Source organism: Allobosea sp. TWI1241 (genome assembly GCF_039673065.1).
GTDB lineage: Bacteria > Pseudomonadota > Alphaproteobacteria > Rhizobiales > Beijerinckiaceae > Allobosea.
On record NZ_JBDJKW010000002.1, the window covers coordinates 257,641 to 273,380 of the forward strand.

The window sequence follows — 15,740 nt, forward strand, 5'->3', positions numbered from 1 at the left end:
CTTCCTGCGGCGTGCCGGCAGCCCCGAGGGCAGCGTCGCGACGCCATGGCAAAAAGAATCCGGGCGCGGGTTTCCCCACGCAGGACGCCGCTTCGTAGTCGGCAGGGCCGGTCGCGTCAAGCGGAAGTGCAAGGATTACCGTAGGATATGACGGGCGCGCGACGGCCGTCCACACTTGTCGCCGGCAGGGGCTTGTGCACCGCGGAGTCGGCGTGTAGTAACCAGCCCGCTTCGACCGAAGGCGACCGCGGACAGGTGGCAGAGTGGTTGAATGCACCGCACTCGAAATGCGGCATACCCGCAAGGGTATCGGGGGTTCAAATCCCTCCCTGTCCGCCACTTCCTCACGCTAACAGACTGAAATCGTCGGCGTCGGGTCGACGTAGCTCCGGCCTTTTCCGACCTTTCGCGAGGTGGTGGAGCGAGGCTGGCGAACGCTGATGGCCTCGCGTCCAGGGAAACTCCAATGGCGAAGCGCGCAAAGTCCAAGGCTCAGGATTCCGAGTTCACGATGTTCGACGTCGTCTATGAGGACGGCTCGCGCACCTCGAACCGGCGCGTTCCGACCGAACTGCTCGGCGGTCTGGACGGGGACGAGCCGGCCCGCGACGCCATCGCCGAGCAGGACCGGCTCATCTCGGAGAAATCCGGCAAGCCGCCGCTGGCGATCACGACCCTGACGCGCTCGGCGAAGTCCGGCGCGGAACCCGCCAAGGACGAGCGCAAGAAGCGCGGCTCCCGCTAGGGGGGCGTCGTAGCGGGCGAGGCCGGTCTCCCTCTCGCGACGCCCCGGCCACGCGGCCCGGCGGGCCGAACTTTCGCTCGGGGCCGCCGGGATGCTAGACGGCGGCATGAGCATTCTTCTCGAGGCCCTGCGGCACGTTCCGCTCGTCGCGATCGGCCTGCTGCCGATCATGAACCCGCTGAGCACGGTGCCGCTCTTCCTGGCGCTCACCCGCCGCATGTCGGCCGAGCACAAGCGCCAGCAGGCCCTGCGCGCCTCGATCTATGCGTTCGGGGTGCTCGCCGTGTTCCTGCTGCTCGGCAACAGCATCATCAAGCTCTTCGGCATCTCGCTGCCGGGCATCCGCGTCGCCGGCGGGCTGATCATCCTGGTCCTGGCCTTCCGCATGCTGTTCGCGGGCGAGGGCGAGGAGGCCTCGATCGATTCGGAGCCGGCCGACATTAAGCAGGCGTCGATCGACTTCTCCTTCTCGCCGCTGGCGATGCCGAGCCTCGCCGGGCCGGGCTCGATCGCCGTGGTGATGAGCTATGGGTCGCAGATTCCCGACGAGCATCTCGTGCTCGGCTATGCCGTGGTGCTGACGGGAATCATGATCACGGTGCTCGTCGCCTTCGCGGCGCTCTCCTGCGCCGGCTGGATCAGCCGGTTCCTCGGCGAGCACGGCATCCAGGCGGTCACCAAGATCATGGGATTCCTGCTGACCTGCGTCGCGGTCCAGTTCATCGCATCCGGCATCCGCGACTTTGTCGCCTCCTTCGCCTGAGGGTTGAAGCAGGGCGCGCCCGCGGGCGGCGCGGTTCCCAAGCGGCGGGTGCGCTTCTATGAAGCGCCTGGGCGTGGAGCGCAGCGCCCGCCGGAGCGCAGCGCCGCATGGCCGACCTCGCCAGCCTGTTCAATCTCGTCGCGCCCTTCTTTGGGCTCATCCTGCTCGGCTTCCTGATCGGGCGGCGCCGGCGCCTTCCCGAAGAAGGGCTGGCCTGGATGCAGTTCTTCCTGATCTATGTCTCGCTGCCCTGCCTGTTCTACCGGCTTATCGCCGACAAGCCTCTGAGCGAATTGGCGAACTGGCGCTATGTCGCGATCACGACATTCGCGACCTTCTGTGTCTTCGTGCTCTCCTTCGCGCTCGGCTACCGGCATACGCGCGGGGACATGCCGCAGGCGGTGATGCAGGGCGTTGCCGGCTCCTATTCCAATATCGGATATATGGGGCCGCCGCTGCTGCTGGCGGCGCTCGGCCCGGCGGCGAGCGCGCCGGTCGTGCTGATCTTCGTCTTCGACAACCTGCTGCTGTTCTCGCTGATTCCCTTCCTGATGGCGCTCGCCGGCGTCGAGAAGAAGAGCTTCGGCGCGACGGCGCGCGAGGTGGCCTGGCGCGTGGCGAGCCACCCGTTCAACCTCGCGACCGTGCTCGGCGTCGGCGCGGCCTTCCTGCGCCTGCAGCTGCCGACGGCGCTCGAATCGATGACGCTGTGGCTGGCGCAGGCGGCGGCGCCCTGCGCGCTCTTCCTGCTCGGCGTCACCGTGGCGCTGCGGCCGATGACGCGGATGCCCTCGGAACTGCCCTGGCTGGTCGCGATCAAGCTCCTGCTGCATCCGCTGCTGGTCTGGGCCCTGCTCGCGGGAATCGGCGGCTTCCCGGCGGCCTGGGTCTATGCCGCCGTCGTCATGGCGGCGCTGCCGCCGGCGCTGAACATCTTCATGGTGGCGACGCAGTACCGGATCGGCATGGAGCGGGCTTCCGCCTGCATCCTCGTCGGCACCGTGGTCTCGACCGTGACGCTCACGGGCTTCCTGTGGCTGGTGAAGACGGGCAGGATGCCGGTCGTCCTGTTTCCCTGACGGCTCCGCACCGGCGCAGCCGCGCCGCCGGAGCCGATGCGATGCAGCCGCTGTCCGACCTGCTCGTCCTCGATTTCTCGACCCTGCTGCCCGGGCCGATGGCGAGCCTGTTCCTGGCCGAGGCCGGGGCGCGCGTCGTCAAGGTCGAGCGGCCGGAGGGCGAGGATATGCGCCGCTATCCGCCGCGCCTTGGCGACGAGGCGGCGCCGTTCGCGGCGCTGAACCGCGGCAAGGAAAGCCTCGCGCTCGATCTCAAGGCCGCCGGCGCGATCGAGCGGCTGCGGCCGCTGCTGGCGCGGGCCGACATCCTGATCGAGCAGTTCCGCCCCGGTGTCATGGCGCGGCTCGGCCTCGGCTATGCGGAGTTGAAAGAGGCCTATCCGCGGCTGATCTACTGCTCGATCTCGGGCTACGGGCAGGCCGGCCCGCGGGCGAACGAGGCGGGCCACGACATCAACTACCAGGCGATCGGCGGGCTGCTCGGCCAGTCGCTGCGGCGCGGCGGCGTCGCGCCGCAGCCGCCGGCGCTGGTCGCCGACATTGCGGGCGGCAGCATGCCGGCCGTGCTCAACATCCTGCTCGCCTTGCGCGAGCGCGACCGCACCGGCAAGGGCTGCCATCTCGACATCGCCATGACCGACGCCATGGCCTGCTTCGCCTGGTACGGGCTGGCGACGGGGCAGGCGAGCGGGCGCTATCCGGCCGGCGGCGAAGGCGTGCTGACCGGGGCGAGCCCGCGCTACCGGCTCTATGCCACCGGCGACGGCTGGTTCCTGGCGGTCGGGGCGCTGGAGGAGAAGTTCTGGGCGACGTTCTGCACGGCGATCGGGCTCGAGGAGCCCCTGCGGCACGATGCGTGCGATCCCGACGCGACGGGCGGCCGCATCGCGCAGATCATCGCGGGGCAGCCGGCGGCGCATTGGCGGGCGCTTCTGGAGCCGCTGGATTGCTGCTGCACCGTGGTGCGCAGCCTGGACGAGGCCGTGGCCGATCCGCATCTGACCGCGCGCGGCCTGTTCGACCGGCAGGTCGAGGAGCCAAGCGGGCGGCGCATGGTCTCGACGCCGCTGCCGCTGGCGCCGGTGTTCCGCGATGCCGCGCCGGCGCTGCGGCGCAGCCCGGCGGTCGGCGAGCATGACGGGGAGGGCGGCTGAGCCGGGCTCAGCTCGCGGCGGCCATGCCGCCGGCCAGCCCCTGCCGCATCACCAGCCGGCGCAGCGGGCCCAGCCGCGACAGTGCGAGCAGGCCGGCACCGCGCAGGAAATCGGCCGGGAGCAGGTCGGTCAGCAGTGTGCGGTTCAGCGCATCGACGGCACCGGTGCGCAGGCGCACATCGTTGCGGCGCGAGCGGTCATAGCGGTCCATCGCCTCGGCCGCGCCTGGATCCGCCGAGCCCGCGACGGCGTCGCGCAGCGCGGCGACGTCCCGCAGGCCGAGATTGAGCCCCTGCGCGCCGATCGGCGGGAAGACATGAGCGGATTCGCCGACGAGCGCGATGCGCCCGGCCGCGAAACGGTCGACCGAGAGCCCGCCCATCGGCACGCGCCCGCGCGGGCCGGCGATGCGCAGCGCGCCGAGGATCGAATGCGTCCGGCGCTCGACCGCATGGGCGAAGGCGTCGTCGTCGAGCGCGGACAGGCGATCGGCCTCGGCCGGATCGACCAGCCAGACCAGCGAGGAGCGGCCACCGCGCATCGGCACCAGCGTGCAGGGACCGGAGCGGGTGTGGAATTCGGTCGAGGCGTCGCGATGGTCGCGGGCATGCGACAGGATGGTGGTGAGCGCGACCTGCGGATAGGCCCAGTCGCGCGTCGTGATGCCGGCCGTCTCGCGCACGCGGGAACGGCGGCCGTCGGCAGCGACGACGAGGCGGGCAACGAAGGATGCGAAGCCTTCGCCGGAAAGCCGCACGCCCTCCGGGGTCGGCTCCAGCCCGGTGACGGGGCTCGCGATCATCCGGATGTTCGGCTCGGCTTCTGCGCGGGCGGCGAGCACGCCGACGAGTGCCGTGTTCTCGACGTTCCAGCCGAACGCCGCCAGACCGAGCTCGCCCGCCTTGAACTCGACCGGCGGCTGCCGGAACAGGCTGCCGGTATCGTCCACCATGCGCATCACCGCGAGAGGAGAGGCGACCGCGTCGAGTGCTTCGGTGAGGCCGAGCGAGGCCAGCAGGCGCCATGAGCCGTCGAGCAGCGCGATGGTGCGGCCGTCGTTCGGTGCGACGGTGGCGCCGAACAGCGTGACGCGCCGTCCGGCCTGGGCGAGGGCGATCGCCGCGGCGAGTCCCACCGCGCCTGCTCCCACGATGGCGATGTCGTTCTCGGCGTGCGCTGGCGTCGTCATGCCAAATCGCTAGCTCAGCCGCGCCGGCTTGGCGAGCGCCAGCTTGCCGCATCCCGCACGTTGCGCTGGCGGGGGCGCTGTCCCTATGGTTCGCGCCGAGCATGGTCCGTCGGGCGCACTGGCCCGGGACGCGACGCATGCATGCCGATGTCGATCCGGCCGGCTCCCGAGGCTCTGCGGGGGCCCTGCCGGCATGAGGGAGAATTCGATGGTGAAGGCCATTCGCGTGCACGAGACCGGCGGTCCGGAGGTGCTGAAGCTCGAGGACGTCACCCTGCCGGCGCCCGGCCCGGGCGAAATCCTGATCCGTAACCGGGCGATCGGGCTGAACTTCATCGACACCTATTTCCGCACGGGGCTCTACCCGGCGCCGCAGATGCCGTTCACGCCGGGCAACGAATCGGCCGGCGAGGTCGTGGCTGTCGGCGCCAACGTCTCCGAGTTCCGGCCCGGCGACCGCGTCGCCTGCGTCTCGACGCTCGGCGCCTATGCCGAGCAGCGCATCGTGCCGGCCGCCTCGGCGGTGGCGCTGCCGGACGGCGTCTCCTACGAGGCCGCCGCCAGCATGATGCTGAAGGGCCTGACCGCCGAGTACCTGCTGCACCGGACCTATCCGGTGAAGCCGGGCGCGGTGATCCTCGTCCACGCCGGCGCCGGCGGCACCGGCTCGATCCTGGTGCAGTGGGGCAAGGCGCTCGGCGCCACCGTCATCGCGACCGTCGGCAGCAAGGAGAAGGCCGAGGAGGCGCGCGCCCATGGCGCCGACCACGTCATCCTCTATCGCGACGCCGACATCGCCACCCGCGTGCGCGAGATCACCGCCGGCAAGATGTGCGACGTGGTCTATGACGGCGTCGGCAAGGACACCTTCGTCGCCTCGCTCGACTCGCTCAAGCCCTGCGGCCTGCTGGCGAGCTTCGGCAACGCTTCGGGCGCGGTGGAGTCCTTCAATCTCGGCATCCTCGCCGCCAAGGGCTCGCTCTATGTGACGCGCCCGACGCTGAACACGCATACTGCGCGCCGCGAGACCATGGTGGAGATGGCGAAGAACCTGTTCGAGGCGGTGACCTCTGGCAAGGTCAAGGTCGCGGTCAATGCGCGCTTCGCGCTGAAGGACGCGGCCGAAGCCCATCGTGCGCTCGAAAGCCGCGGCACCACCGGCTCCTCGGTGCTGGTGCCATGACGGCAGGCGGGCGCGTTTCCGCCCGAATTGGACGCTAAGCATTCATCAAGGCCCGGCCGATCGGCCGGGCCGTTTTGCATGTGTGGAGATCGGATTGCGGGCCGTCAGGCTCATCGTCGCATCGGCCGTGATCGCAGGGCTCGTCGCCGGCTCGCCCATGCTGCCGGGCGCCGTCTCCGACTGGCGCCTGCACCTCGCCGCCGACGACCCCGTGCGCCTGTCGCAGTTGCGGCTCGACGCCGTCGCCACGCCGGAGCGGCTCGGCGCCGAGATCGACGCGGCGGTGACGGCGCAGGACCCCGATCTCGCCGACAGCCTGCTGACGCTTGCCGCCGAGCGCGGCATAGCCGTGTCGCAGGAGCGCCTGGCGGCGGTCTCGGCGCTGCGCGAGGGCGGGGTGCTGCGCTCCGCCGGCGAGTTCGGCCGCGGCTTCCTGATCGGCGAGCGCGAGAGCGATGCCGGCTTCATCGGCGCGCTGGCCGGCGACGTCACCGGCTTCGGTGATCTGCGCGACATCGCCCAGGAAGGCGGCAAGCTGCTGGGCGGTGAACAGGCCGACGAGACCGTGCTGGTGCTTTCAGCCGTCGGCCTCGCCATTACCGCAGCCACCTGGATCAGCCTCGGCGGCGGCCTGCCGGCGCGCGGTGGGCTCTCGGCCCTGAAGACCGCCAGCAAGGCGAAGCTGCTCTCGCCGAAGCTCACCGCCCATCTCGGCCGCGCCGCCGCGGGTGCGCTCGACCGGCCGGCTCTCGCGGCCGGCATGGGCGCGATCGCAAGGCTCGACCTCGCCGCCGCCAAGACCGCTGCGCGCGGCGTCGTTCGTCCGGCCGCTGTCCGCGGCTTTGCGGCGCTGGGGCAGGATGCAGGCGCGATCTATGCCCGCACCGGCCAGCGCGGTTTGCGCCAGGTGCTCGCCGTCGCCGACGATGCCGGCGATATCCGCAAGGCCGCCCGCCTGGCGGCGGCCAAGCCTTCGACGGCCCGCGCCACCTTCAAGCTGCTCGGACGCTCGGCCCTGGTGCTGGGTGCGTTCAGCCTGAGCGCCGCCGGCTGGATGCTCTGGCTGGTGCTCTATGCGATCGCGCTCGCCATGGCGGCGCAGCGTTTCGGCTGGTGGCTCGGCCGGGTGGGGCGGCGGCGCCGCGAGGCCCATGGCTGATTTATTTCAAAGGCGCAGGGGCAGGCTTTCGCGAAATTGCGTCTGCCGGCGGCAATCCAGCGGAACAGCGCCCTTTCCGGACCTTCCGCCATGTCCCGCAGCCTCCGCCTGCTCGGCTTCGCCCTCTCCTTCGTGACCGTCACCGCCGCGGTGGGCGGGCAGCTGACCGGCCGGCCGAGCGTCGTCGTCGCGGCGCAGCTCGACGAGGGGCAGGCGCGGATCGAACGGCCGAGCCGGGTGCGCGTCGGGCGGATCGCCGAAACGCGCAAGCCGGTGCGGCTGGTCTGGGAGGCGCGGGCCTAAGCGGCCGGCTCAGACCGCGACGCCGTGCAGGTCGTAGGCGTCGGCGCGTTCGACACGGACGGTGACGATGTCGCCCGGACGCAGCGGCCGGCGGCTCGAGACGTAGACATTGCCGTCGATCTCGGGCGCATCCCATTTCGAGCGGCCCTTGGCGACGGTCGGGCCGGCCTCGTCGATGATCACCGGTATGCGCTTGCCGACGCGCCCCTTGACGATGCGGGCCGAAATCTCGGCCTGCGTCTTCATGAACCGGTGCCAGCGCGCCTCCTTCTCGGCCTCGTCGACGGCGGGCAGGCCGAGATCATTCGCGGTGGCGCCCGTCACCGGCTCGTATTTGAAGCAGCCGACGCGCTCCAGCTTCGCCTCCTTCAGCCAGTCGAGCAGGAAGTCGACATCCTCCTCCGTCTCGCCCGGGAAGCCGACGATGAAGGTCGAGCGGATCGCCAGATCGGGGCAGGTCTCGCGCCAACGGCGGATGCGCTCGAGCGTCTTCTCGTGATGCGCCGGCCGGCGCATCGCCTTCAGGACGGAGGGCGAGGCGTGCTGGAAGGGGATGTCGAGATAGGGCAGCACGAGCCCCTCCTGCATCAGCCCGATGACCTCGTCGACATGCGGATAGGGATAGATGTAGTGCAGCCGCACCCAGACGCCCATCTGCCCGAGCTCGCGCGCCAGCTCGAAGAAGCGCGTGCGGACCTCGCGGTCCTGCCAGAGCGAGGGCGCGTATTTCAGGTCGAGCCCGTAAGCGCTGGTGTCCTGCGAGATGACCAGCAGCTCCTTGACGCCGGCCTTGACCAGTTTCTCGGCTTCGCGAAGCACCTCGCCGATCGGCCGCGACACGAGATCGCCCCGCAGGCTCGGGATGATGCAGAAGCTGCAGCGATTGTTGCAACCCTCTGAAATTTTGAGATAAGAATAGTGGCGCGGGGTCAGCTTCACGCCCTGGTCTGGCACCAGGTCGATGAAGGGATCGTGCTTCGGCGGCACCGCCTCGTGCACGGCGGAGAGCACGCTCTCATAGGCCTGCGGGCCGGTGATCGCGAGCAGGTTGGGGAAGGCGTCGCGGATCTGCTCGGGCTGCGCGCCCATGCAGCCGGTGACGATCACCTTGCCGTTCTCCGCCATGGCCGAGCCGATCGCCTCGAGCGATTCCGCCTTGGCGCTGTCGAGGAAGCCGCAGGTGTTGACGATCACCACATCGGCCCCGGAATGGCTACGGCTGAGCTCGTAGCCCTCCGAGCGCAGCGAGGTGATGATGCGCTCCGAATCCACGAGCGCCTTCGGGCAGCCCAGCGAGACGAAGGAGATTTTCGGCGCGGCTGCGCTCATCGGCGTGGGACTCGTCATGTCGTGCGAAAGGGAGGCGGCGCGATCCTGCGATCTCCGCCGGCGCGTTCCTTTGGCTGGAAATCGAGCAATTTGCAACTGAAAGACGGCGGGATCAGCCGTTTTCCGCTTTGTCGCCCTGCGCCGCCGATGTCGCGGAGCCCATCGCCCAGCCGATCAGCACCAGTAGCGGGCCGCACCCCTGCAGCGTGCCGAGGCGCGTTGGAAGATCGTCGATCGTGGTGACGAGATGCATCTCGCCGGCGGTCGTGGCGGCGATGACGGCGACCGCCGGCGTCTCCGGCGCGAGTCCGGCTTGCAGGGCCTTCTCGCGGAAATCCGACAGGGTGTTGCGGCCCATATAGAGCGCGGTCGTGGCGGCGGGGTCGGCCAAAGCGGCCCAGTCGATATCGCGCGGCAGGCCGCCGTCGCGGCCGTGGCCGGTGACGAATTGCAAGCGCCGGGCGTGGTCGCGATGGGTCAGCGACAGGCCGAGCGCTGCGGCGGCACCTTGCGCGGCCGAGATCCCCGGCACGATCGCGACCGGGATGCCGGCGTCGCGGCAGGCCTCGATCTCCTCGCCGGCCCGGCCGAAGATGCCGGGATCGCCGCCCTTGAGCCGCACGACGCGCCGGCCCTGGGCCGCGAGCGCGACGAGCTGCGCGTTGATCTCGCCCTGCTTGACCGAGGGGCCGTAGCCCTGCTTGCCGACCGGCAGCAGCGTCGCCTCCGGCCGGGCGAGGGCGAGGACGCCCGGCGAGACGAGATCGTCGTGCAGGATGACGTCGGCAGTGGCGAGCGCCCGCACCGCCTTGAGCGTCAAAAGGTCCGGATCGCCGGGGCCGGCGCCGACGAGGGTGACACTGCCGCCCGGCGCGGCGTCGCCAGCGGCCGGTAGCGCGGCATCGACGGCCGGCACCATGGCGGAATTCAGCACGAGATCGCCGAGCTCCGGCCGGCCATGCAGGCTGGAGGGCACGCCGTGGCGTCGCGCGGCGGCGGCGAAGGCGACCGCCGCGGCGCCATCCGCAAAGGCACCGACGGCGAGCGCGGCGCCCGCGAAGTCGCGCTCCTGCCAGCGCCGCCGCTGGACGGCGAGGCGCGCATTTCGTTCATCTGCGAAGGCAGCGTTTTCGGTCGAGACGACCACGAGATCGCAACCGCCAGCGGCGAGCAGGTCCGCGAGACCGGCCAGCGCCGCTCCGTCTCCGGCCAGCAGCACGCGGCGGCCGCCAAGCAGCGCCGAGAGCGGGCCGGAGGGAGCGGCGTAGCCGATAGGCGCAGGGTTGTGAGAGGGGCGCGAGATCATGGTGCTTCACGTGTGCGCGGCAGGTGACGGACCGGTCGCGAGCCGGCCCTGAGGTCGCACGAACCCCGCCTCGCGGGCAAGCGTCGAGATGGCGGAGAAGGATCGGGGGCTGGCGTTTCGGGCATTGCTCGCGCGCCAGAACGGCGAGGGGGGGCCGGGCCGGCCTGAAGACGGAGAGTCCGGTGTTGCCGATAGGCTACTGAAAAAAAGCGCTTATCGAGATGAGAGGTCGCGCCGGCCGGCCGCCGCTCTGTCCGGGCGGCAGCGGCATGGTGCCCGCGTGCCGGCCTCTGCTATGCAGGGCATGTGGGTTGCGGAGACGAAAGGGCGAGCGCGCCGGAATGGGATTCCTCTCGTCGATCAAGCGGTCCGTAGCCGCCGCTGTCATGGTGCTGGTGCTCGGGCTCCTGAGCATGGGGGCGCTCGGAGCGGCGCTCTACTACGCCTGCTATCCGCTGCTCGCGCCCGTCTACGGCGATCTGAACGACTGGCGCGGCGACTGGGTCTGGAATGCGATGATCTGGGCCGGCATGCTGTGGTCGCTGAGCTTCCTGGCCGCCGGACGGCTCGACCTTCGCCTTGAAGGGGCGGTGTCGCCGATGGCGCGCAAGGGGCTCTATGTCGCTGTGCTCTGGCTCGGGGCGGTGGTGATCTGGACGGGCCTGCTGCTGACCGCCTACGAGCCGGCGTAACGCCCGGTTCAGGCCGCATCTTTCGACACGGCGCAGGCTGAGACTGTTGATCGCCCGGCCGCGACTGAACCACAGCGGCTTCGGCCACGTATCTCCCAGCGGAAACCCCTCGGGAGATCATCATGCGCTTCGTCGTCGGCTACATCGCCTTCTTCATCGCCTTCGGCATATGCGACGCCATCTGGCTCGGCACGATGACGGGCAAGCTCTACCGCCCCGCGCTCGGCGACCTGATCGTCGAGCAGGTCCGCATCTGGCCGGCCGCGCTGTTCTATGTCGGCTTCGTCGCGGGCGTGGTCCATTTCGCGCTGATGCCAGCGCTGCGCGACGGCAATGCCCAGACCGCGCTGATCAATGGCGCGCTGCTCGGCCTGCTGGCCTATGGAACCTATGATCTCACCAATTATGCGACGCTGCGTCCCTGGACGCTGACGATCACGCTGGCGGATCTCGCCTATGGCACGATCGTCGTCGGCTTCTGCACCTGGGTCTCGTACCATGCGGTGCGGCTCGCAACGCATTGGGGCTGGGTCTGACCTCAGCCCCTCGGTCTGCCAAGGCAGCTTTGCGAAGCGCCCGGCCGCTCAGGCCGGGCGCATCCTGTAGTGGTTGACGCCCCAGGCCTCGCCGCCGGCATGGCCGAACAGACCGCTGGTCGCCAGGAAGAACAGGCGCCAGCGCCGGCGCCAGAGCGCAGCCTGGTCGCCATAGACCTCGCGCAGGATCGGATCGATCGTCGCGATGTTGCGGTCGAAGTTCGCCAGCCAGTCCTCGGCGGTTGCACGATAATGCGCTCCGCTCCAGCGCCACTCCTCCTCGACCGCGAAGAGATCGGGAAACTGGTGCGCCAGCGCCGCGCTCGGCATCAGCCCGCCGGTGAAGAAGTGCTGCGCAATCCAGTCGCCGGTGTCGGTCTCGTCGAACCGGTAGCAGCCCTGCGCATGCGCGAAGACGTGGATGAACAGCCGCCCGTCCGGCTTCAGCCAGCCATGAATGCGGCCGAGCAGCGCCCGCCAGTTCGCCATGTGCTCGAACATCTCCACCGAGACGACGCGGTCGAAGCGCTCATCGGTCGCGAAAGCGTTCATATCGGCGGTGACGACGCGCAGATTGGACAGGCCACGCTGGCTGGCCTGCGCCTCGATGAAGGCGCGCTGCGAGGCGGAGTTCGAGACAGAGACGATGCGGGCGGCAGGATAATGCGCCGCCATCCAGAGCGAGAGCGAGCCCCAGCCGCAGCCGAGCTCGAGGATGGCCTGCCCGTCGGCGAGGCCGGCATGCTCGGCGGTCAGCGCCAGCGCGGCTTCCTCGGCCTGCGCCAGCGTCACGCCCGGCCCGTCATAGTAGCAGCAGGAATATTTCCGCTGGGGGCCGAGGATCGCGTCGAAGAAGGCTGCGGGCACTTCGTAATGCTGCGCATTGGCGGCGTCGGCATGGACCGCGATCGGGAAGGCGGCCATGTCCCGCGCGAAGCCGGCGGTGTCGGCGGCGGCGGCGCCCAGGGCGCGGTCGGTCCGCCCGACGAGCGAGGCGATCACCATCCGGCTGATCGCGTCGGGGACCGGCAGCGCCTCGCCCCAATTGGAGAGCTTCTGCATGATGGTCATCGTTTCATTCCTTGCGGCGGCAGCGGGATCAGGGCGCTGGTGCGCATCTGGTAATCGCGATAGGCGGCGCCGTGCTTGGCGAGCATGTGCTGCTCGAGCGGCGGTATGCCCGAAATGCGCACGAGCAGCAGCGTGATGCAGGCGGGCGCGAGCAGGGCGAGCCAGCCCCAGGCATAGAGGGCGGCCGGGGCGATCACCGCATAGGCGCACCAGAGCACGCATTCGAAGAAGTAGTTGGGATGGCGCGACCAGCCCCACAGACCGCGACGACAGACGCCGCCGCTGCCGGATCGGGCGAAGGCACGCATCTGCCTGTCCGCCACGGTGCCTCCGGCTATGCCGATGGCGAAGACCAGCACGCCGGCGAGATCGCGCCAGCCCAGCACCGGCGATGGATTATGGGCGGCGAGCAGGATGCCGAGCGCCAGCGGCACGCTGACCAGAGCCTGGATCTGCAGCAGCCGCGCCATCTGGCGCGGCGCGTCGGCGCCCCAGTCGCGCTTCAGCCTGGCATAGCGCGGATCCTCGGCGATCCCCTTGGTGCGCTGCGCGATATGCAGGCCGAGCCGGAGTGCCCAGAGCAAGGCGAGGCCGGCCACCAACAGGCGGCGCGATAGCGGCCCGTCGCCGAAAGGCAAGAGGGCGCCGATCACGCCGGTGGTGCCGAGCCCGAAGGTCCAGACCACGTCGATCCAGCCGGAATTGCCGGTCCGGCGCTCGATCAGCGTCGCCAGTGCCATGAAGCCCGCCATCATGACGGCCATCACGGCGATGGCGGCTGCGAAGGACGCGGCCGTCAAAACCGCACCAGCGGCTGGAGCAGGCGGCCGAGCCAGCCCTGCAGCCGGACGCTGCCGGTCATGGCGACGATGCAGGTGCAGCCCTCGACCGGATCGACGCGCGGCGTATGGTCGTGGGAGGCATCGGCCTCGTCGAAGTCGCCGGCGGCATAGCGGCCGTATTCGTGCTCATAGGCGCCTGCGAGAATGGTGGTCCACTCGAAGCCGGTGTGCTTGTGGCTCGGTAGGGCGATGCCCGGTCCGGCCCGCAGCATGAAGACGCGCGCCTGGGCGCCGGGCACCTCGACGCGCCGCATCGCGACATGCAGGCCGATCGGCCGCCAGGGCCCGACGGCATAGGGGCGCAGAACTTCCGGCAGGGCCGAGTCCGTCCGGTCCGCCTGCGCGGAGGCCTCTGCTTCGGCCGGGGCATGCCGGCCTGAGACGCGCGGGCCCGACGCCATCTCGACCGGCTCCGCCATGTCGAGCAACGCGCCCTGCACCGATTCGAGGTCGCGCAGGCGCCTGCGGCTCTCGCGATCCGCCGCGACATGGCAGGCGACGACGACCGACAGGCCTTCGTCGAGACCGCCCGCGGCGAAGGCGGCCAGGGTCTCGTCGGACGGACGATGCATGATGCTCATCGCAGATCCTCCAGCCGGCCGCGCAGATGCGTCAGCGCGAGCCGCAGGCGCGACTTCACGGTGCCGAGCGGAATGGAGAGGCGGTTGGCGATGTCCTGATGGCTGCAGCCTTCGATGAAGGCGAGCTCGACGACGCGATATTGGTCGGGCGAGAGCCGGGTCATCGCGGCGCGCACCCGCGCGTCGCGCTCGGCGCCGGAGAGCGCCGCATCGGGTTGTTCAGGGGCTTCGTCATCCAGGATCTCATAGACTTGCGACAGTCGCGAGCGCGTCTCGCGGCGGGCGACGTCGATGCGCAGATTGCGCGCGATGGTGGCGATCCAGGTCGAGGCGCTGGCCTTGGCCGGATCGAACAGGGCGGCCTTGCGCCAGACCGCGAACAGGGTTTCCTGCGCGACCTCTTCGGCGAGTTCGGCCGAGGCACCGCCGCGCATCAGCAGGCCCTTCACGCGCGGCGCGAAATGCGCGAACAGGGCGGCGAACGCCTCCCGGTCGCCCGAGCGCGCGATCGCCGCAATCAGTGAATTGGGGTCGAACAAGACGACGAACCGACCTCCTTGGGCGCCAGGCCCCGCCTTGCACATGCCGTCGACAGTCAGGGCGAGTGAGGGAACCATAAAGCAGATACGCAAGGGCCGGGCATGCGGATCACTGGGCCGCTGTCCAGTTCACGTCGCGGCAGATCAGCCGGCCGAGGATGCAGCCGCGCGTCACCAGTGCGCCCGGTTTCGCGGTGATCGTCATGGCGTAGCTGCGCTCGCGCTTGGGATCGTAGGCGGTACCGGAGAAGCTGCCGTCCGGCTGCTTTTCCAGCGTCATCACCAGCCTGTCGCCGGGTGCTTCGCCCTTGCTGGTGTCGCCGATCCAGAGATTGGTGGCGCAGATCTTGTCGCCGCAGGGCGCGATGCGGACACGGGCATTGCCGTCGTCGCGCAGCCAGGTGCCGTCGATCTCGTTTGCGGCGGCGCCGGTGGCGGCCGCCACGGCGAGCGCGAGGGCGGAGACGACTGAAAGGCGTGTCATCACGATCTCCTTTCGGGAACTACGCAGCTGTCTACGTGCGACCGGGCCGATCGGTTTCATCGCGTCGCGCGGTCCTTTCGTCCGGCGCGGGGACGAGCCAGCCAATCAGCGCGACCAGGGAGGCGGCGCTGAGGAAGTTCAGGCGCTGGAGCGCGGCATATTCGTCGGGGGCATAGAGATGCAGCGGCGCGCCGAGCATCGCCGCTGGCAGCAGATAGGCGCCGAAGGCGAGGCCTGCGAAGGCGAGGGCGACGATCCGTTCGCGCCCGGGGAAGAGCAGCGTCGCCAGCACAAGGCAGGGCAGCAGGAAGATTTCGACGCCAGAGCCCGGCCCAAAGGTAGCTCGGCACAGCAGCGTGTTGCCGATGCCGGCGAGCAGCAGCAGCGAACGGCCGAGCAGGGTGCTGCGGCGCATCGCGGCCGGCACGGCGGCGAAGAACGGCGTCGAGAGGAAGGTGAACCAGGCCGGCGAGATCTCCGGCGACACCGCCCACCACAGATAGAGCGGGTAGAAGGGCTGGTTCGAGACGATGACCAGCGCGACAGTATTCGCCAGCGCCGCGCGCGGATCGGGATGCGCGGCATAGGCGGCGACCGCTGCGGTGGCGCGCTTGAGCAGGCTCGTCGGCATCGTCCAGTCCTCGCGGTGGCGCGTCGTAATCACCTCTACGCAGGAGCGCGGCCATCGGCTCACCTGCGCTGCCGGATTTCGCAGGCCGGGCGCCGCCCGCCGCGGCGGAGGGCACCAGGTGATTTTTCGCGATCGCCCGCAGATCCAGCCCGGG

General features: G+C 70.1%; 18 protein-coding genes and 1 tRNA gene. 10 read left to right on the forward strand and 9 right to left on the reverse strand.

Features of this window, described 5'->3' with window-relative positions; translation table 11 throughout:
* Positions 1-249 precede the first annotated feature (249 nt).
* The 5 genes from ABE438_RS04195 to ABE438_RS04215 all read left to right on the forward strand — a co-directional run bounded on the left by ABE438_RS04195 (position 250) and on the right by ABE438_RS04215 (position 3,741).
* A tRNA-Ser gene (locus ABE438_RS04195) sits at positions 250-339 on the forward strand.
* 127 nt (positions 340-466) lie between these two features.
* Entirely contained in the window at positions 467-745 is a 279-nt protein-coding gene (locus ABE438_RS04200; protein ID WP_346501279.1) for a hypothetical protein, read from the forward strand.
* Between the two features lie 106 nt (positions 746-851).
* Positions 852-1,508, forward strand: coding sequence for a MarC family NAAT transporter (locus tag ABE438_RS04205; protein ID WP_346501280.1), 657 nt, complete (start codon positions 852-854; stop codon positions 1,506-1,508).
* A 107-nt stretch (positions 1,509-1,615) separates the two neighbouring features.
* The gene (locus ABE438_RS04210; RefSeq protein WP_346501281.1) at positions 1,616-2,587 is read left to right on the forward strand and encodes an AEC family transporter; all 972 of its coding nucleotides are present in this window, start codon (positions 1,616-1,618) and stop codon (positions 2,585-2,587) included.
* A 41-nt stretch (positions 2,588-2,628) separates the two neighbouring features.
* Positions 2,629-3,741 carry a CaiB/BaiF CoA transferase family protein gene (locus ABE438_RS04215; protein WP_346501282.1) on the forward strand — a complete coding sequence of 371 codons (1,113 nt, stop codon included), beginning with the start codon at positions 2,629-2,631 and terminating at the stop codon, positions 3,739-3,741.
* Between the two features lie 7 nt (positions 3,742-3,748).
* Here ABE438_RS04215 and ABE438_RS04220 read toward each other — a convergent pair whose 3' ends face one another.
* Positions 3,749-4,930, reverse strand: coding sequence for a UbiH/UbiF family hydroxylase (locus ABE438_RS04220; RefSeq protein ID WP_346501283.1), 1,182 nt, complete (start codon positions 4,928-4,930; stop codon positions 3,749-3,751).
* A gap of 208 nt (positions 4,931-5,138) precedes the next feature.
* Here ABE438_RS04220 and ABE438_RS04225 point away from each other — a divergent pair, with 208 nt between their 5' ends.
* The 3 genes from ABE438_RS04225 to ABE438_RS04235 all read left to right on the forward strand — a co-directional run bounded on the left by ABE438_RS04225 (position 5,139) and on the right by ABE438_RS04235 (position 7,575).
* Positions 5,139-6,113 carry a quinone oxidoreductase family protein gene (locus ABE438_RS04225; RefSeq protein WP_346501284.1) on the forward strand — a complete coding sequence of 325 codons (975 nt, stop codon included), beginning with the start codon at positions 5,139-5,141 and terminating at the stop codon, positions 6,111-6,113.
* Between the two features lie 94 nt (positions 6,114-6,207).
* The gene (locus tag ABE438_RS04230; RefSeq protein ID WP_346501285.1) at positions 6,208-7,272 is read left to right on the forward strand and encodes a hypothetical protein; all 1,065 of its coding nucleotides are present in this window, start codon (positions 6,208-6,210) and stop codon (positions 7,270-7,272) included.
* A 90-nt stretch (positions 7,273-7,362) separates the two neighbouring features.
* Positions 7,363-7,575 carry a hypothetical protein gene (locus tag ABE438_RS04235; RefSeq protein WP_346501286.1) on the forward strand — a complete coding sequence of 71 codons (213 nt, stop codon included), beginning with the start codon at positions 7,363-7,365 and terminating at the stop codon, positions 7,573-7,575.
* A 9-nt stretch (positions 7,576-7,584) separates the two neighbouring features.
* Here the strand turns inward: ABE438_RS04235 and rimO are convergent, their stop codons facing one another.
* Positions 7,585-8,922: a 30S ribosomal protein S12 methylthiotransferase RimO gene (rimO, locus tag ABE438_RS04240; protein WP_346501287.1), complete on the reverse strand. Its 1,338-nt coding sequence runs from the start codon at positions 8,920-8,922 to the stop codon at positions 7,585-7,587.
* Positions 8,923-9,016: 94 nt separating this feature from the next.
* Positions 9,017-10,210 carry a uroporphyrinogen-III C-methyltransferase gene (gene cobA / locus ABE438_RS04245; protein ID WP_346501288.1) on the reverse strand — a complete coding sequence of 398 codons (1,194 nt, stop codon included), beginning with the start codon at positions 10,208-10,210 and terminating at the stop codon, positions 9,017-9,019.
* A gap of 341 nt (positions 10,211-10,551) precedes the next feature.
* Between cobA and ABE438_RS04250 the strand changes: the two genes are divergently transcribed.
* Both ABE438_RS04250 and ABE438_RS04255 read left to right on the forward strand, forming a co-directional pair.
* Complete coding sequence (locus ABE438_RS04250) at positions 10,552-10,902, forward strand: hypothetical protein (RefSeq protein WP_346501289.1); 351 nt, start codon at positions 10,552-10,554, stop codon at positions 10,900-10,902.
* 122 nt (positions 10,903-11,024) lie between these two features.
* A complete protein-coding gene (locus tag ABE438_RS04255) occupies positions 11,025-11,438 on the forward strand; it encodes a DUF2177 family protein (protein WP_346501290.1) in 414 nt (137 codons plus the stop codon).
* Between the two features lie 48 nt (positions 11,439-11,486).
* Here ABE438_RS04255 and ABE438_RS04260 read toward each other — a convergent pair whose 3' ends face one another.
* The 6 genes from ABE438_RS04260 to ABE438_RS04285 all read right to left on the reverse strand — a co-directional run bounded on the left by ABE438_RS04260 (position 11,487) and on the right by ABE438_RS04285 (position 15,586).
* On the reverse strand, positions 11,487-12,509 hold the full coding sequence (locus ABE438_RS04260; protein WP_346501291.1) for an SAM-dependent methyltransferase: 1,023 nt from the start codon (positions 12,507-12,509) through the stop codon (positions 11,487-11,489).
* Positions 12,506-13,309, reverse strand: coding sequence for a DUF1295 domain-containing protein (locus ABE438_RS04265; RefSeq protein WP_346501292.1), 804 nt, complete (start codon positions 13,307-13,309; stop codon positions 12,506-12,508). The genes ABE438_RS04260 and ABE438_RS04265 overlap by 4 nt, the downstream gene beginning before the upstream one ends.
* The gene (locus ABE438_RS04270) at positions 13,306-13,932 is read right to left on the reverse strand and encodes a ChrR family anti-sigma-E factor (protein ID WP_346501293.1); all 627 of its coding nucleotides are present in this window, start codon (positions 13,930-13,932) and stop codon (positions 13,306-13,308) included. The genes ABE438_RS04265 and ABE438_RS04270 overlap by 4 nt, the downstream gene beginning before the upstream one ends.
* Complete coding sequence (locus ABE438_RS04275; protein WP_346501294.1) at positions 13,929-14,471, reverse strand: sigma-70 family RNA polymerase sigma factor; 543 nt, start codon at positions 14,469-14,471, stop codon at positions 13,929-13,931. Before ABE438_RS04275 ends, ABE438_RS04270 begins: the two co-directional genes overlap by 4 nt.
* 109 nt (positions 14,472-14,580) lie before the next feature.
* Entirely contained in the window at positions 14,581-14,955 is a 375-nt protein-coding gene (locus tag ABE438_RS04280; protein WP_346501295.1) for a DUF2147 domain-containing protein, read from the reverse strand.
* 31 nt (positions 14,956-14,986) lie between these two features.
* Positions 14,987-15,586: a hypothetical protein gene (locus ABE438_RS04285; RefSeq protein WP_346501296.1), complete on the reverse strand. Its 600-nt coding sequence runs from the start codon at positions 15,584-15,586 to the stop codon at positions 14,987-14,989.
* Positions 15,587-15,740: the final 154 nt, after the last annotated feature.

Bases quoted from the DNA above. Each gene is read 5' to 3' on its own strand.
- ABE438_RS04255 (WP_346501290.1), top strand. From the start codon at position 11,025: ATGCGCTTCGTCGTCGGCTACATCGCCTTCTTCATCGCCTTCGGCATA.
- cobA (WP_346501288.1), bottom strand. From the start codon at position 10,210: ATGATCTCGCGCCCCTCTCACAACCCTGCGCCTATCGGCTACGCCGCT.
- ABE438_RS04270 (WP_346501293.1), bottom strand. From the start codon at position 13,932: ATGAGCATCATGCATCGTCCGTCCGACGAGACCCTGGCCGCCTTCGCC.
- ABE438_RS04225 (WP_346501284.1), top strand. From the start codon at position 5,139: ATGGTGAAGGCCATTCGCGTGCACGAGACCGGCGGTCCGGAGGTGCTG.
- ABE438_RS04220 (WP_346501283.1), bottom strand. From the start codon at position 4,930: ATGACGACGCCAGCGCACGCCGAGAACGACATCGCCATCGTGGGAGCA.
- ABE438_RS04205 (WP_346501280.1), top strand. From the start codon at position 852: ATGAGCATTCTTCTCGAGGCCCTGCGGCACGTTCCGCTCGTCGCGATC.
- ABE438_RS04285 (WP_346501296.1), bottom strand. From the start codon at position 15,586: ATGCCGACGAGCCTGCTCAAGCGCGCCACCGCAGCGGTCGCCGCCTAT.
- rimO (WP_346501287.1), bottom strand. From the start codon at position 8,922: ATGACGAGTCCCACGCCGATGAGCGCAGCCGCGCCGAAAATCTCCTTC.
- ABE438_RS04215 (WP_346501282.1), top strand. From the start codon at position 2,629: ATGCAGCCGCTGTCCGACCTGCTCGTCCTCGATTTCTCGACCCTGCTG.
- ABE438_RS04210 (WP_346501281.1), top strand. From the start codon at position 1,616: ATGGCCGACCTCGCCAGCCTGTTCAATCTCGTCGCGCCCTTCTTTGGG.
- ABE438_RS04200 (WP_346501279.1), top strand. From the start codon at position 467: ATGGCGAAGCGCGCAAAGTCCAAGGCTCAGGATTCCGAGTTCACGATG.
- ABE438_RS04280 (WP_346501295.1), bottom strand. From the start codon at position 14,955: ATGACACGCCTTTCAGTCGTCTCCGCCCTCGCGCTCGCCGTGGCGGCC.
- ABE438_RS04235 (WP_346501286.1), top strand. From the start codon at position 7,363: ATGTCCCGCAGCCTCCGCCTGCTCGGCTTCGCCCTCTCCTTCGTGACC.
- ABE438_RS04250 (WP_346501289.1), top strand. From the start codon at position 10,552: ATGGGATTCCTCTCGTCGATCAAGCGGTCCGTAGCCGCCGCTGTCATG.
- ABE438_RS04260 (WP_346501291.1), bottom strand. From the start codon at position 12,509: ATGACCATCATGCAGAAGCTCTCCAATTGGGGCGAGGCGCTGCCGGTC.